The organism is Agrobacterium bohemicum, from assembly GCF_002896715.1.
GTDB lineage: Bacteria > Pseudomonadota > Alphaproteobacteria > Rhizobiales > Rhizobiaceae > Agrobacterium > Agrobacterium bohemicum.
The window spans coordinates 256707-270461 of the sequence record NZ_PGEL01000028.1; the positions used below are offsets into that span (position 1 = coordinate 256707).

Sequence of the window (13755 nt, forward strand, 5' to 3'; positions counted from 1 at the left end):
CGATCTAAAACAGGCGCACTTCAAGCGCTCTCTATCAACCAGAAGAGAAAGCCAATTCCCATGACAAAACTTTTCGAACCGGCCCAGGCAGGCGATATCGCACTGGCGAACCGTATCGTTATGGCACCTCTGACCCGCAACCGTTCGCCGGGCGCAATTCCCAACAATCTGAACGCAGCCTATTATGAGCAGCGCGCCAGTGCCGGCCTCATCGTCACGGAAGGCACGCCCGTTTCACAACAGGGCCAGGGTTATGCCGACGTTCCCGGCCTGTACAAGCAGGAAGCCATCGATGGCTGGAAAGCCGTTACCGATAGCGTCCACAAGGCTGGCGGCAAGATCGTCGCACAGATCTGGCATGTCGGTCGCATCTCGCACACCTCGCTCCAACCGCATGGCGGACAGCCGGTTGCTCCGTCGCCTATCAAGGCAAACTCCAAGACCTACATCATCAATGATGACGGCACAGGCAGCTTCGCAGAAACATCCGAGCCACGGGAAATCTCGCTGCAGGAAATCCCCGTCATTCTGGAAGATTACCGCACCGGTGCCCGTGCAGCCATAGATGCCGGGTTTGACGGCGTCGAAATTCACGCCGCTAACGGATACCTGATCGACCAGTTCCTGAAGTCCGGCACCAACCAGCGCACGGATGCCTATGGCGGCTCCATTGAAAACCGCGCACGCTTCCTGCTGGAAGTCGTCGACACCGTAACAAAGGAAATCGGCGCTGGTCGCACCGGCATCCGCCTGTCTCCCGTTACGCCCGCCAACGACATTTTCGAAGCAGATCCACAGCCTTTGTTCGACTACGTCGCCAGCGAACTCGGCGGCCGTGGCCTTGCCTTCGTCCACGTGATCGAAGGCGCGACAGGCGGCCCGCGTGATTTCAAACAGGGTGACAAGCCGTTTGACTATGACGCACTGAAAGCCGCCTACACCAATGCAGGAGGCAAGGGTCTCTGGATCGCCAACAATGGTTATGACCGCGACAGCGCGATTGCGGCAACTGAAAGTGGCAAGGTCGATGCAGTCGCCTTCGGCAAGGCCTTCATTTCCAACCCTGATCTTGTGCACCGTCTGAAGGAAAACGCGGCTCTCAACGAGCCAAACCAGCAGACCTTTTACGGCGGCGGCGCAGAGGGATATACTGACTATCCCGCCTTGGGCTGAATATGAAATCGAAAGGCGCGCTCTTCAACGAGGGCGCGTCNTTTTGCCATTATTTTTGGGCGGCAGCAATATCCACCACCTCCGCCTCCGGCCTGTCACCGCCCTGGCTGTACTCTTCGTGCCAGCGACCGGATTTATCCTGATAGTTGATTTCCGTGTCTTCGTCGCCGACCTGCTGTTCGGCGGCGGCGATGCGGGCGGCTTGCAGAGCATCGGAATGCGTGGGGAATGTCTCCGAATAGGCACCGTCCATCCGGTAGGCCCAGCCGCCATCATGCTCCACAATCTCATACACCACTTTGGTCATGCACACTTCCTCCTGATACATGGAAGAAACATGGCAACCTTTGCCGCAAACGTGCATTTGAAGGACGGTAATGCGGCTGTGTCGCCATGTCCTTGAAACCACTATCTCCCCAAAACGATCAATGTGCAAACTCCGCATCTTGGTCTAACGCTACAAACAAGCATCGCATGATACGGAAGGGCGAAAATGTCAGTTGTTTCCACGCTGAAACAGGAGCGCATGTTGCTGGCTGCCGTGCCCATCGCCGTTGCAGCCTATATGGCCGAGCACGCGCTGATGGCCCAGGGCAAGACGATGTCTTTCGTTGTTGCCGCAGCATTGATCGGCGTGATCATTCTCGTGTCAATGCGGGTGGCGCATCATGCCGAGATTCTGGCCCACAAGGTTGGCGACCCCTATGGCACGATGATCCTGACGCTCTCTGCAGTGGCCGTGGAGGTGCTGATCCTTGCCATCATCATGAGCGAGTCGACCTCGCCGACACTTGTGCGCGATACGATCTATTCGGCCGTCATGATCGATATCAACGGCATTCTCGGCATTGCCGCGCTGCTTGGCGGGCTTCGTCACGGTGAACAGCCCTATAATGACGATTCCGCTCGCACCTACGTGGTGATGATCCTGACCGCCATGGGCATCTCGATGATCGTGCCGGAATTCATTCCCGAGGCGAAGTGGCACTATTACTCCATGTTCACCATCGGCGCGATGATTGCGCTGTATGCTCTGTTCCTCNAAATGCAGGTTGGGCCGCACAGCTACTTTTTCAGCTACAGTTATNCCCGCGCNGAACGCAAAGTGACTGGAGCAGAAAAGAGTGTCGATGAAGAAGAAGGCCGCCCCGCATCCTATTCCATCGGCGTGATCCTTGTCGGCGTGGTGCTGATCGGCGTTCTAGCCGAGTTCATGTCCGCATTTCTGAGCTTCGGGCTGGAGGGCAGCGGCGCGCCTGTGGCCCTGATGGCCGTTGTCGTCGCCACCATTTCGGCCGCACCCGAGATCATGACCGCGATGCGATCTGCGATGCGCAACCGCATGCAATCGGTCGTCAACATCGCCATGGGTGCGTCCCTCTCCACCGTCATTCTGACCGTGCCGGTGATGGAAGGCATTGCGCTCTACACCGGCCAGCCTTTCATCATGGCCATGACACCAGTTCAGACGGTCATGGTGTTCATCACGCTGGTTGCTGCGGCAATCAATCTGAACGATGGCGAAACGAACGCCATCGAAGGCATGACCCACTTCATTCTGTTCGCGACCTTCGTGATGCTGTTGTTTCTGGGTCTTTAAACCACAAAGCCCGGCATCTCTGCCGGGCTTTTCTTTGTTCAATCAATGCTTAACGGCAATTTGCGCAGAAGCGCTGAATACGGTTGCAGGCTTCTTCCAGCAACTTCTCCGATGTCGCATAGGAAATGCGGAAGTTGGGGCCGAGGCCGAAAGCGGAACCGTGAACGACGGCAACGCCTTCGGTTTCCAGAAGCTCGGTCACGAAGTCCTCATCCGTCTCGATAACCTTGCCGGACGGCGCGGTCTTGCCGATCAGTCCGGCGCAGGATGGATAGACGTAAAACGCACCTTCCGGCATTGGGCAATTGATGCCGTTTGCCTGGTTCAGCATGGAAACAACCAGATCACGACGGCCTTCGAAGATTTTCTTGTTGGCCGGAATGAAATCCTGGGTACCGTTCAGCGCTTCCACAGCAGCCCACTGTGCAATGGACGTCGCGCCAGACGTCTGCTGACCCTGGATCATGTCCATGGCCTTGATGAGCTGCAACGGGCCAGCCGCGTAGCCGATGCGCCAGCCGGTCATTGCATAGGCCTTGGACACGCCATTCATGGTCAGCGTGCGGTCATAGAGCGAAGGCTCGACTTCCACAGGCGTCACGAACTTGAAGTCGCCATAGGTCAGGTGCTCATACATGTCATCGGTCAACACCCAGACATGCGGGTGCTTGACCAGAACATCGGTCAGCGCCTTCAGCTCGTCGTGGCTGTAGGCAGCGCCCGATGGGTTGGACGGCGAGTTGAACAGGAACCACTTGGTCTTCGGTGTGATCGCCTTTTCCAGCGCCTCTGCCGTCAGCTTGAACTTTCCTTCCAGCGTGGTGTGGACGAAAACCGGCGTGCCACCGCAAATCGATACCATTTCCGGGTAGCTGACCCAGTAAGGTGTCGGGATAACAACTTCGTCGCCGGGGTTAAGCGTTGCCATGAAAGCGTTGAAAAGAATCTGCTTTCCACCGGTGCCGACGATTGTCTGCTCCGGCTTGTAGTCCAGACCGTTCTCGCGCTTGAACTTTTCGGCAATCGCCTTGCGCAGTTCGGGAATGCCCGAAATCGGCGTGTATTTCGTTTTGCCTGCGTTGATCGCGGCAATGGCGGCTTCCTTGATATTGTCAGGCGTATCGAAATCCGGCTCGCCTGCGCCAAGGCCAATCACATCACGGCCCTGCGCCTGCAATTCACGGGCTTTCTGAGAAACGGCGATGGTGGCGGAGGGCTTTACGCGGGAGAGAATGTCGGCAAGGAAGGCCATTTTTATCGGTCCTATTGAAATTGACATCGGCAGAAGTTTGCGACTGTCGCCTTCTGCGCCAAGTGGTATGTCGAAAGACGTACCGGGTTTCAAGGGTAGATGCCATGNAAATGGTACCAATGGCATATTTTAACATATGCTTAACTAGCTCGTAATGNTTTGCATGTTATGCTACCGGAGGTAGGGGTTATTTCCGGATAAGACGCCATGGCACCGAAAAGCANTTTTTCGAATCTCGTGCGTGAAGACGATGGCTCGTGGTCTACGACCTACGCGCCCTATTCGCTCAAATCCGCGCTTCAACCTATTTTCCGCCGTTTGTCGGATGGACGCTTCGATATCGACTCGTTCGAAGGTCTGGTCCGGCCCTATCAAGGCACGGAGCTGGTTTCGCCAGCCCAACTTTTCGCACAGGTGCGCCCCGATGACATCGAGGCGATAGATAGCATCCTGCGCACCATCCACATTCTCAATACAGGCGCGCTGGAACGATCGCGCGCCCGCATCTTCGTCAACTTTCATCCCGGCTTGTTTCGCACCCCGGCCAAGATGCGCCAGGAAGTGGAGCGCATGCGGCTTTCAGCCCATGAGGCGGGCATGTCCCCGGACCGGATCGTCTGCGAAATCGCTGNAAAGAATGCCTCCGACACACGGCTGGTGGCTGATTTTGCCGGTCACATGCGCGCCATGGGTTTCCGCGTTGCCATTGCCGATTATGGCGCGGGCGATTCCGACATAGAGCGCGTCAAGCTCATCAAGCCAGATTACGTCAAGTTCGAAGCCGCATGGGCGCGACACTTCATCAAAAACTCCGCAGGTGCCGCCCTCATCCGCGTTATCGTTGAACAGTTTGCGCGTGAGGGCATCGAACCGGTGTTCGAAGCGCTGGAGGACGAACGGGAAATCGAGTTGTGCCTGGATCTCGGCGTCGCCCTCATGCAGGGCTATGCGCTGGCCAAACCAGAACTCGCGCCCACAAGCTTCAACGAGCGTTTTCCAGAACTGCTCGGAACGCCCCGCTCCAGCCNTTTCAGGACACTGCCCGATGGGCAGACACATTCTACCCCGGCACTTGAACCACGCGGGTTAAAGCCCGTCCGCACCTTCGGAAAACGCGGCATTTGACCCTTGTTTAACGGGCGTTAACCGGCGCCTTTATATCGCCACAATAAATACGCCGGACTGTCTGAATTCGGTCCAGAAGACGTCCACTTCAGAGCCCCNTTTATGGCATGTCGCACGAAGCAGGAATAATGCGTCGCGACACACCGTAAAGCTGACGAGAAAGACGGAAAAGGGACCGGAACAATGTTTCTCAATGATCGGAAATCGGCAGACCGGCTGAGAGCACAACGGATGCNTTTTTCGGCGTGGATGGCACTCGCAGCGCTCGTTGTGATCATTACTATGGCGGCGGGATTGGTGACGTCTGCCCACGCGTCCGAAGCCGTCGATTATATCCATACGTCTTCCATAGCATCGGCTCCCATTTCGAAAGCCTCCGACCGCATTTTCGTCATCGTTCTTGTGGTGGCCGGCTTTGTGACCATGGCAATCGGCGGTATCGTTCTCACAATGAACAGCATCCAGGAATCCTCCGCGCGTCACCGCCGCGACTGATCAACCACGCGCCTGCCTTGCCGCCTTGGTGCTTTGCTGGTAGAGCAACGCCGAAACCGGCATATCGCCAAATCCAACCCAGTCTCGGTCGTAAGGTCGCGCAAAGCGCAAGCCTTTTGCATTTGGTGATTCCATGACACGCATTCAGGCCAACCTTGTTCTCTTGCTCGCCGCCGCGATCTGGGGTGGAGGGTTCGTCGCGCAATCGACCGCGATGGATACGATAGGACCTTTCTGGTTCGTTGGTCTGCGCTTCGCCATCGCGGCTCTGGCCGTCCTGCCCTTTGCGATGATGGAAACCCGACGCATGAAGGCGCCGCCAAGCCGTGGCGAATTCAGGGCTTTCATTCTTGTTGGCCTGGCGCTGTTCATGGGTGCCACCACGCAGCAGGTCGGCCTGCTGACGACGTCGGTCACCAATTCCAGCTTTCTGACGGCACTTTACGTCATCTTTGTACCGGTCATTGCCGTCATCATCTACCGCCGCCACCCGCACTGGGTGGTATGGCCGGGGGCGCTGATGATGCTTCTCGGCATATATCTGCTATCCGGCGGTGCCGTCACGCGCCTCACGACCGGAGATATGCTGAGCATAATCTGCGCCTTCTTCTGGGCCATACAGATTACCCTTGCCGGACGCTACGTCATGCAGAGCAACCGACCGCTTGCACTGTCATGCACACAGTTTGCGGTGTGTGCCGTACTCGCCATGCTGATTGGAGCGGTCATCGAGCCGATCAACTACCACGCCATCGCATCCTCCATCACCGAAATCCTCTATGTCGGACTGGTGTCATCAGGGCTGGCCTTCGTACTTCAGGTTATTGGTCAGCGCTATACAACAGCGCCACAGGCAGCGATCTTTTTGTCGTCGGAAGCCCTGTTCGGCGCGCTTTTTGCTGCTATATTCCTTCAGGAAACAATTCCAGCGGCAGGATATATCGGCTGCGCCATCATTTTTGCTGCTATACTGTTGGTTGAACTGGTTCCGGAGCTGTCCAAAAGGCGCAACAGCCGCGTCACGGCCAATATATAAGCATCCGACCTTTTTTAGCGAAAGCGATCGTACTCNTTTCACGCGAAAATAGCCGTAAAATAGCCTCGCCAACGATGATTTCGTTTCCCGACAGCGGGACCGTGAGAAAAATTCTGCCTGCCCTGCCCCAAACGTTTCGTAGCACCCTGCGAAGCGTGNAAAAACCGTGAAAACTTTTGCTTGCCAATTTAAAATAAACACAGCAATCTGTTGCAGTTCGGGCAATTTGCGAGCATGGGAAGGCCTATAAACAAATGCATCGGGGATATAATACTCCGAGCGGCGGGGACAAAATAACGTTGAGCAGAACGTCAAAAGCTTTCCACGCGATGGTTCACTTTCTCAATTATCAAAAACTGCCTGCCGTACGCCCTTGCGGGCAAAACTGCAATGCTGCCTGGAGCTGAACACGGGCAGAGCGAAAAGGACCTGATGCATGGCCGAGACTGGCACCGTTAAATTTTTCAATACCGACAAGGGCTTCGGCTTCATCAAGCCAGACAATGGTGGCGCCGATATCTTTGTTCACATCTCTGCCGTACAGGCTTCTGGCCTGTCCGCTCTCTCAGAAAACCAGAAAGTGAGCTTCGACACTGAACCGGATCGTCGCGGCAAGGGACCGAAAGCAGTCAATCTGCAGATTGATGGCTAACCCCTGACGACTTTCTCTTCTCGTTGAAGCCCGGCAGGAATGCCGGGTTTTTTTGGTTTTGGTGGCAGCTAGACGTACAGTTAATGGGCTTGCTTCTGGAAATCGGCCCGATCGCGACCCCAGAGACTCAAACATAACGCGTTACTCCGCTGTTTTGCTGGCTCCTTCAGCCATCCCGCTTTTCTGATCCGCATAAATCCCCTGCAAATACGGGTTGGTCCGACGCTCTTCACCGATGCGCCCGCCGGGTCCATGGCCGCATATGAAGCCTACTTCGTCGCCCAGCGGCAAGACCTTGTCGCGGATGGAGGCCAGCAATTGCTCATGGTTGCCACCGGGAAGGTCGGTGCGACCGATAGAGCCGCTGAATAGAACGTCGCCCACATGGGCAAAGGCTTGTGCGCGGTTGTAGTAGATGACGTGGCCCGGTGCGTGGCCGGGGCAATGAAGGACCTCGAAGTGATGATCGCCGAAAGAAACGGTATCGCCATCCTTCAACCATCGATCCGGCAGGACGTTTTGAAGGCCGGTGATGCCGTATTTCTCGGCCTGCATCTTGATGCGCTCCAGAAGTGGCTTGTCATCCTCATGCGGGCCGATGATCGGCAGCGAGAGTTTTTCTTTCATCTGCTTGGCACCACCGGCATGGTCAAGGTGCCCGTGCGTCAGCCATATTTCCTTTAGCTTGATGCCGTTCTCAGTCACCGTCTGGATGATCACATCCACATCGCCACCGGGATCGACGACCACGCCTTCCTTTGTATCTTCATCGAAGAGAATGGTGCAGTTCTGCTGAAACGGCGTCACGGGAACGATCCCCGCTTGTAACTTGCCCATGATCTCTTCCTTCCATTGATAAAACACCGACCTTCTATAAATGGGCAGGCTTGGCGGCACAACAAAGCCCGTGAGATGGACAGAGGTTTTAAGTTNAAAAACACGCCTTCGAGGTGCGCTCAGCTGTGCCTCCAAATGTTAGCGATCACGAAAACGGGAACAGACAGGTCACTCACGCGTTCTTGCCCCAGTCTTCAAAGGAGCGAGACAATGGACAAGAAGCTGAAACTTATGATTGCCGGTGGCGCGTTTGCGTTGATGGCTGGATATGCGAACGCAGCGATGGTTGCGACCACGGCCTCTGATCTCTCCGTGCGGTCAGGTCCTGGTGAGGACTACCCGGAAGTGGGTCTTGCCACCCGTGGCAGCGATGCGGTTCTCGATGGATGTATCGACGGCAGCGCATGGTGCCGCATTGAGGTAAATGGCCTTCGGGGCTGGGCAAATGCCGATTATCTCAATGTGATGTACGAAGGCGCACCCGTCATTCTGCGTGAGCGTCGTGCGGACGTCAACGTGCCTGTGGTAACATATGAAAAGACATCCAGCGCGCAGGCTGAACCCAACCCCGGCGATCCAAATCTTGGTCGTGTTGGTGAAGTTGACCCGCCAGAAAACGTGATGACCTACATCGATCAGCATCCCGGCGAAACCATCAGCATCGATGGCGATGTGGTCATCGGTTCAACCGTGCCTGCTGGCGCGCAGATGATGGAAGTCCCGGACTACGAGTATCGATATGTTCGCGTCAATGATCGCGCTGTTCTCGTAGAACCTGAAACACGTCGGATCGTTTACGTATACGATTAATCACTTGGTACATATCTGAAGAAGGAGCGCGGCATGTCCGCGCTCTTTTTGCGTTTAAAGCCGCACGGTTACATAATCATATTGAAGTCCAAACGACGTCATATTATCGAACGCAATAGNAAATGATCGCCTTCATGCTCCCGTTTGCCATATTTTCGGGTAGTGTCTCAGCGTTATGTAAGAAGCACCACCTCGTGGATGAGCAAAATAAGGAACGACAGTGCCTGCCCAGTCGATGAAAAAGGCCGCCGTCAAACAAACTCCGGCTCTTCCGCACGTCGATGACGGCAAGATCGACTTCGACACGATCGAGGCATTCTTCTTTGCGTATCGGGATTTCGTCTCCGACCCGGATGTCATTCTGTCCAAGCTGGATTACGGCAGGGCACACCACCGGGTCGTTTATTTCGTCTGCCGCCAGCCGGGCATGACGGTCGCCGACCTGCTGGAAACTCTGCAGATCACCAAGCAGAGTTTGGCGCGCGTGTTGAAACAACTGATCGACGACGGATATATTCGCCAGATGGCCGGGCCGGAAGACCGCCGCCAGCGCCGGCTTTATCCCACCCTGACCGGCCGCGAACTGGCGCTGGCGCTGAGCGACCCGCAATCACGGCGCATCGACCGCGCCCTTGAAGCCATGCAGCCGGAGGCGCGGGCCTGCGTTCGCGAGTTTCTGGCACGCATGCGTGATCCTGCAACCGATGGCCCCGTGATCGAGGCGAAGGAGTAACGATGCCAAGCACCGCGACGAAACAGCCATTGGCCGAAGATGACGCCCCTCACCTGCTGATTGTTGATGACGATGCGCGTATTCGCGATCTTCTCCAGCGTTTCCTGGGCGACAAGGGTTACCGCATCACCGCAGCGGCGGATGCTGCCGAAGCACGCCGCAAGATGGAGGGCATACGGTTCGATCTCCTCATCCTCGATGTGATGATGCCCGGCGAAAACGGCCTGTCGCTCACCCGCTCCCTCAATGAAAACAAGTCCGTTCCGGTTCTTCTCCTGACAGCGCGCTCCGAAGCGGATGCACGAATTGCCGGTCTTGAAGCGGGCGCAGACGATTACCTCGCCAAACCCTTCGATCCGCGGGAACTGGTGCTGCGCATCAACAATATTCTCAGACGCAACACGTCTCCCGATACGCCAAAAATCGAGCAGATCATCTTCGGCCCCTATAACTTCTCGGTTCCACGCAAGGAATTGCGTCGAGCTGCCGAAGTCATCCGGCTCACGGATCGTGAGCAGGAAATCATGCTGCTGTTCGCACTGCGCGCTGGTGAAACCATTCCCCGCCACGAACTTGTGGAGGCGGATGCGGAGGTTGGAGAGCGTACTATCGACGTTCAGATCAATCGCCTGCGTCGCAAGATCGAGGACGACCCCGCAAACCCTGTTTATTTGCAGACCGTGCGTGGCATCGGTTACCGTCTGAGCGTCGACTAACAGTCGTGCACCGCGCACGCGCATTCGAGTAGGCAGGACAATGGCGAGCCGGGATTTCATGACTGCTGTGAGAGACACCGNCCCCGCCCNGGCTTGGCGCTTTTCGGCCCGCTGGCTTCGCCACTGGCTGCCGACAGGGCTCTACACGCGGTCGCTTCTCATCATCATCCTGCCGATGGTTCTGTTGCAGATCGTCGTTGCAGCCGTGTTCATGGAACGCCACTGGCAGATGGTGACGGAACGGCTGTCTGCCGCTGTCACCCGCGATATCGCCGCCGTCATCGAGTTGCTGGAAACAGACCCCGAGGAAGACGACTATCAGCGGGTGATCCGCATCGCTCGTGACAGGCTTGATCTCAGCGTCTACATTGAGCCGAAGCAGGAGCTTCCGGAAGCGCGCCCGCAGCCGCTGTTTTCCATTCTCGACTCCATCCTTGCCGACCAGATCCAGCAGCAGATCGGCAAGCCATTCTGGATCGATACATTCGGAAACGGCGCGTTGGTCGAAATCCGCATCCAGCTGGNAAACAAGACGTTGCGGGTCTTTACCCGCCGCAGTCAGGCTTACGCCTCCAACACCCATATCTTCCTCGTCTGGATGGGCGGAGCCTCGTTGGTACTGCTTGGAATTTCCATTTTGTTCCTGCGCGGTCAGATCAGGCCTATTCTATCGCTAGCGAAAGCGGCGGAAAGTTTCGGGCGTGGCCAGAAGATAACCAACTATTCGCCCAGAGGCGCAGATGAAGTGCGCCGCGCCGGTCTCGCCTTCATTCTGATGCGTGAGCGCATAGAACGACAGATGGAACAGCGCACAGCCATGCTCAACGGCGTCAGCCATGACCTGCGCACCATCCTCACCCGCTTCAAGCTTCAATTGGCGCTGGCGGGCGACAACCCGGATCTGGAAGGCCTCGACAAGGACGTGGACGACATGCAGTCCATGCTGGAAGCCTATCTTGCCTTTGCGCGGGACGATGCGGAAGAGTCGGTCGGAAAGCTGGAGCTTAGCCCTCTCTTCGTACGCTTCAGCAACGATTTCCAGATGTGCGGCAAAACATTGAGCTACCAGTTGAACGGTGTTGACGAGCTTTCCGTTCGTCCCAACGCTTTTGCACGCTTGATCGGAAATCTCGTAGCCAATGCCCATCGCTATGCCAGCACGCTGGCCGTGGACATACGCAAGGCTCCCAAATCCATCACGCTCGTCTTCGATGATGACGGGCCAGGCATTCCACGGGAATCGCGTGAGGACGTTTTCAAGCCGTTTTATCGTCTTGACGAAGCACGCAATCTCAACGCGTCAGGCACCGGGCTAGGTCTGTCCATCGTGCTCGACATTGCCCGAAGCCACGGCGGTGATGTGACATTGGATGACAGCCCGCTGGGCGGGCTGCGCGTCATCGTCAAGATTCCAGCATAACAATCAATAGATTAACGTAACAGAGCAAGACTACAGCCAATCCCAATCCCACATTAACGGAATATTAGAACTTTGCACGGCCTATTACTATAAGTTGCAAAGGAGATTGAGATGGCAACCAAAAAGTTCACGACTGTCCGCATCAAAAACGAAACCGGTGTTAAACTGGCAAGCGTTGGTATCGTCCACAAATACAGTGATGAGTACAATCACAGCAAGGAATGGCTGAACGTCCCCAATGGTACGTCGCCCGAAGAAAAATTGATTGTAGAATACAACACCGGCTTCCTGACGACAGGCCGTGACTGGTGGAAAGTCGTCGCCATGACCGAAGACGGTCGCATCTTTCAATCCGCTCCCAACAATTACCGTGGCTTCATTGATGGCGTGGAAGAGGTTTTGAACGAATGCGGCTGGGACATCGTAAAGCTGGCGGTTGATATTACTATAAAAACCGAAGTTGGAGGCATCGTAGCGATCCCTATCGGCGTTGTCACTGCGATCCTCACCGGCCTGTCCAATTCGGCGTCAACAGCTGGCTTCAAGCAGTTCTTTCTTGAGGACAAAGACGTCGATCACGGCGTTGAAATCATTCTCAAGGCAAAAGAGGTCGAGTTCAAAGCGATTGAATCGACGGCAACAACGCCTTTCCTTACTGCTGCCACCATCGAGAAAAAGGTGGCAGCGTAAGCACGATCATGCAGCCTTTACACGCTGACCCTATGGGTTCAGCACATCTTCTCGCCATTGGGAACGGCCTGTTCTACACTGGCGAGAACGATGGCTCCGTCCTTATCGGCAAAGCCAAGCGTCAGCACTTCAGAGCGAAATGGCCCGATCTGGCGCGGCGGAAAATTGACAACGGACAGAACCTGTCGCCCAACCAGCGTCTCCAACGTGTAGTGAACGGTAATCTGCGCCGATGATTTCTTGATGCCGATCTCTGGGCCGAAATCGATCTTGATCTTGAAAGCGGGTTTGCGCGCTTCTGGGAAGGCTTCCGCTTCTATGATAGTGCCGACGCGAATATCGACTTTTTCGAAGTCGACGTAAGTGATCTGCTCGCTCATCGCCGCCCTCTTTAAACAGCCAATTCTTCGGCGCGTTTTTTCGCAGCAGCGATTGCCTTGTCGAAAAGCGGCTGCATGCCATTGTCATCCATCAGAACAGACAGAGCTGCTGCTGTCGTACCACCGGGAGACGTTACATTCTTGCGCAAACGCGATGCCTCGTCCGGGGACTGATGAAGCAATTCACCAGCCCCGGCGACGGTTTCCCGTGCGAGACGCATGGCGAGGTCCGCCGGCAAGCCACATTTGCGGCCTGCCTCCGCCATGCATTCTACGAGATAAAACACATAAGCAGGACCGCTTCCGGACAGAGCGGTCACCGCATCGATATCGGCCTCCGTCGCTACCCATTCGACAGGACCGCTGACTTTCAGCAGAGTTTCGACAAGCGACCGTTGCGGCTCGGACACCGTTTCATTCGCGTAGGCACCCGTCACACCGCGCCCCACCATCGCTGGCGTGTTCGGCATGGCGCGGATAGCAGCGGTCTTGCCCAGATAGGCCTCGATACCAGCCAGCGTCTTGCCCGCTGCGATGGACACGACGACGGTCTGCGGTCCGATCAACGGCTTTANGGGCGGCAGGACCGCATCCATCAACTGAGGTTTCACGGCAAGAAACNAAATACCGGCAGTCGTGTCATTCTTCGGTGCTTCGGTCAGGTGCGTCGCACCCGCTTCTGACATCAACCCCATCATCGTATCCGAGGGTCNGGGGTCGATGACGATGATCGATGCGCCCGGCACACCCCTCTTCAGCCAGCCTGAAAGCAAAGCGCCGCCCATATTGCCGGCGCCGATGAGAACGAGCGGACACGATGCAAGAGACATCATGGC

Annotated in this window: 16 protein-coding genes; 10 read left to right on the forward strand and 6 right to left on the reverse strand. The window is 56.2% G+C overall.

Translation table 11 applies throughout. The annotated features are described in order from the left end of the window. Positions 1–60 precede the first annotated feature (60 nt). Entirely contained in the window at positions 61–1173 is a 1113-nt protein-coding gene (locus tag CUC55_RS19870) for an alkene reductase (protein ID WP_067645609.1), read from the forward strand. A gap of 49 nt (positions 1174–1222) precedes the next feature. Here the strand turns inward: CUC55_RS19870 and CUC55_RS19875 are convergent, their stop codons facing one another. Next, on the reverse strand, positions 1223–1480 hold the full coding sequence (locus tag CUC55_RS19875) for a DUF2188 domain-containing protein (protein WP_067645074.1): 258 nt from the start codon (positions 1478–1480) through the stop codon (positions 1223–1225). 186 nt (positions 1481–1666) lie between these two features. Here CUC55_RS19875 and CUC55_RS19880 point away from each other — a divergent pair, with 186 nt between their 5' ends. Then, complete coding sequence (locus CUC55_RS19880; protein WP_103088924.1) at positions 1667–2773, forward strand: calcium:cation antiporter; 1107 nt, start codon at positions 1667–1669, stop codon at positions 2771–2773. 49 nt (positions 2774–2822) lie between these two features. Here CUC55_RS19880 and CUC55_RS19885 read toward each other — a convergent pair whose 3' ends face one another. Beyond that, the gene (locus CUC55_RS19885; protein WP_067645068.1) at positions 2823–4025 is read right to left on the reverse strand and encodes a pyridoxal phosphate-dependent aminotransferase; all 1203 of its coding nucleotides are present in this window, start codon (positions 4023–4025) and stop codon (positions 2823–2825) included. A 207-nt stretch (positions 4026–4232) separates the two neighbouring features. On the opposite strand from CUC55_RS19885, the gene CUC55_RS19890 reads away from it, so the two are divergent. Continuing rightward, positions 4233–5150, forward strand: a complete 918-nt coding sequence (locus CUC55_RS19890) for an EAL domain-containing protein (RefSeq protein WP_103088925.1) — start codon at positions 4233–4235, stop codon at positions 5148–5150. A 495-nt stretch (positions 5151–5645) separates the two neighbouring features. Here CUC55_RS19890 and CUC55_RS23350 read toward each other — a convergent pair whose 3' ends face one another. After that, positions 5646–5780, reverse strand: coding sequence for a hypothetical protein (locus CUC55_RS23350; RefSeq protein ID WP_280940004.1), 135 nt, complete (start codon positions 5778–5780; stop codon positions 5646–5648). On the opposite strand from CUC55_RS23350, the gene CUC55_RS19900 reads away from it, so the two are divergent. Both CUC55_RS19900 and CUC55_RS19905 read left to right on the forward strand, forming a co-directional pair. Further along, positions 5779–6681, forward strand: coding sequence for a DMT family transporter (locus tag CUC55_RS19900; protein ID WP_067645059.1), 903 nt, complete (start codon positions 5779–5781; stop codon positions 6679–6681). The genes CUC55_RS23350 and CUC55_RS19900 overlap by 2 nt on opposite strands. A gap of 436 nt (positions 6682–7117) precedes the next feature. After that, on the forward strand, positions 7118–7333 hold the full coding sequence (locus CUC55_RS19905) for a cold-shock protein (RefSeq protein WP_042617292.1): 216 nt from the start codon (positions 7118–7120) through the stop codon (positions 7331–7333). Positions 7334–7474: 141 nt separating this feature from the next. Here CUC55_RS19905 and CUC55_RS19910 read toward each other — a convergent pair whose 3' ends face one another. Continuing rightward, a complete protein-coding gene (locus tag CUC55_RS19910) occupies positions 7475–8170 on the reverse strand; it encodes an MBL fold metallo-hydrolase (RefSeq protein ID WP_067645055.1) in 696 nt (231 codons plus the stop codon). 210 nt (positions 8171–8380) lie between these two features. Between CUC55_RS19910 and CUC55_RS19915 the strand changes: the two genes are divergently transcribed. From CUC55_RS19915 to CUC55_RS19935, 5 genes are all read left to right on the forward strand, one after another. Next, on the forward strand, positions 8381–8980 hold the full coding sequence (locus CUC55_RS19915; RefSeq protein WP_067645053.1) for a DUF1236 domain-containing protein: 600 nt from the start codon (positions 8381–8383) through the stop codon (positions 8978–8980). A 220-nt stretch (positions 8981–9200) separates the two neighbouring features. Continuing rightward, positions 9201–9713, forward strand: coding sequence for a MarR family winged helix-turn-helix transcriptional regulator (locus tag CUC55_RS19920; RefSeq protein ID WP_103088927.1), 513 nt, complete (start codon positions 9201–9203; stop codon positions 9711–9713). Positions 9714–9715: 2 nt separating this feature from the next. Then, positions 9716–10429 carry a response regulator gene (locus CUC55_RS19925; protein WP_067645048.1) on the forward strand — a complete coding sequence of 238 codons (714 nt, stop codon included), beginning with the start codon at positions 9716–9718 and terminating at the stop codon, positions 10427–10429. A 40-nt stretch (positions 10430–10469) separates the two neighbouring features. Further along, positions 10470–11849 carry an ATP-binding protein gene (locus CUC55_RS19930; protein WP_103088928.1) on the forward strand — a complete coding sequence of 460 codons (1380 nt, stop codon included), beginning with the start codon at positions 10470–10472 and terminating at the stop codon, positions 11847–11849. A 111-nt stretch (positions 11850–11960) separates the two neighbouring features. Then, positions 11961–12539 carry a hypothetical protein gene (locus CUC55_RS19935; protein WP_067645042.1) on the forward strand — a complete coding sequence of 193 codons (579 nt, stop codon included), beginning with the start codon at positions 11961–11963 and terminating at the stop codon, positions 12537–12539. A 38-nt stretch (positions 12540–12577) separates the two neighbouring features. On the opposite strand, the gene CUC55_RS19940 is transcribed toward CUC55_RS19935, so the two are convergent. Both CUC55_RS19940 and proC read right to left on the reverse strand, forming a co-directional pair. Next, positions 12578–12919 (reverse strand): tRNA-binding protein, encoded by a 342-nt coding sequence (locus CUC55_RS19940; protein WP_067645039.1) that lies wholly within the window; start codon positions 12917–12919, stop codon positions 12578–12580. Between the two features lie 11 nt (positions 12920–12930). Next, positions 12931–13749 carry a pyrroline-5-carboxylate reductase gene (gene proC, locus CUC55_RS19945; protein ID WP_425352895.1) on the reverse strand — a complete coding sequence of 273 codons (819 nt, stop codon included), beginning with the start codon at positions 13747–13749 and terminating at the stop codon, positions 12931–12933. Positions 13750–13755 lie beyond the last annotated feature (6 nt).

Coding starts and splice junctions, on each gene's coding strand:
- CUC55_RS19870 (WP_067645609.1), top strand. CDS start 61: ATGACAAAACTTTTCGAACCGGCCCAGGCAGGCGATATCGCACTGGCG.
- CUC55_RS19875 (WP_067645074.1), bottom strand. CDS start 1,480: ATGACCAAAGTGGTGTATGAGATTGTGGAGCATGATGGCGGCTGGGCC.
- CUC55_RS19885 (WP_067645068.1), bottom strand. CDS start 4,025: ATGGCCTTCCTTGCCGACATTCTCTCCCGCGTAAAGCCCTCCGCCACC.
- CUC55_RS19900 (WP_067645059.1), top strand. CDS start 5,779: ATGACACGCATTCAGGCCAACCTTGTTCTCTTGCTCGCCGCCGCGATC.
- CUC55_RS23350 (WP_280940004.1), bottom strand. CDS start 5,780: ATGGAATCACCAAATGCAAAAGGCTTGCGCTTTGCGCGACCTTACGAC.
- CUC55_RS19905 (WP_042617292.1), top strand. CDS start 7,118: ATGGCCGAGACTGGCACCGTTAAATTTTTCAATACCGACAAGGGCTTC.
- CUC55_RS19910 (WP_067645055.1), bottom strand. CDS start 8,170: ATGGGCAAGTTACAAGCGGGGATCGTTCCCGTGACGCCGTTTCAGCAG.
- CUC55_RS19915 (WP_067645053.1), top strand. CDS start 8,381: ATGGACAAGAAGCTGAAACTTATGATTGCCGGTGGCGCGTTTGCGTTG.
- CUC55_RS19925 (WP_067645048.1), top strand. CDS start 9,716: ATGCCAAGCACCGCGACGAAACAGCCATTGGCCGAAGATGACGCCCCT.
- CUC55_RS19935 (WP_067645042.1), top strand. CDS start 11,961: ATGGCAACCAAAAAGTTCACGACTGTCCGCATCAAAAACGAAACCGGT.
- CUC55_RS19940 (WP_067645039.1), bottom strand. CDS start 12,919: ATGAGCGAGCAGATCACTTACGTCGACTTCGAAAAAGTCGATATTCGC.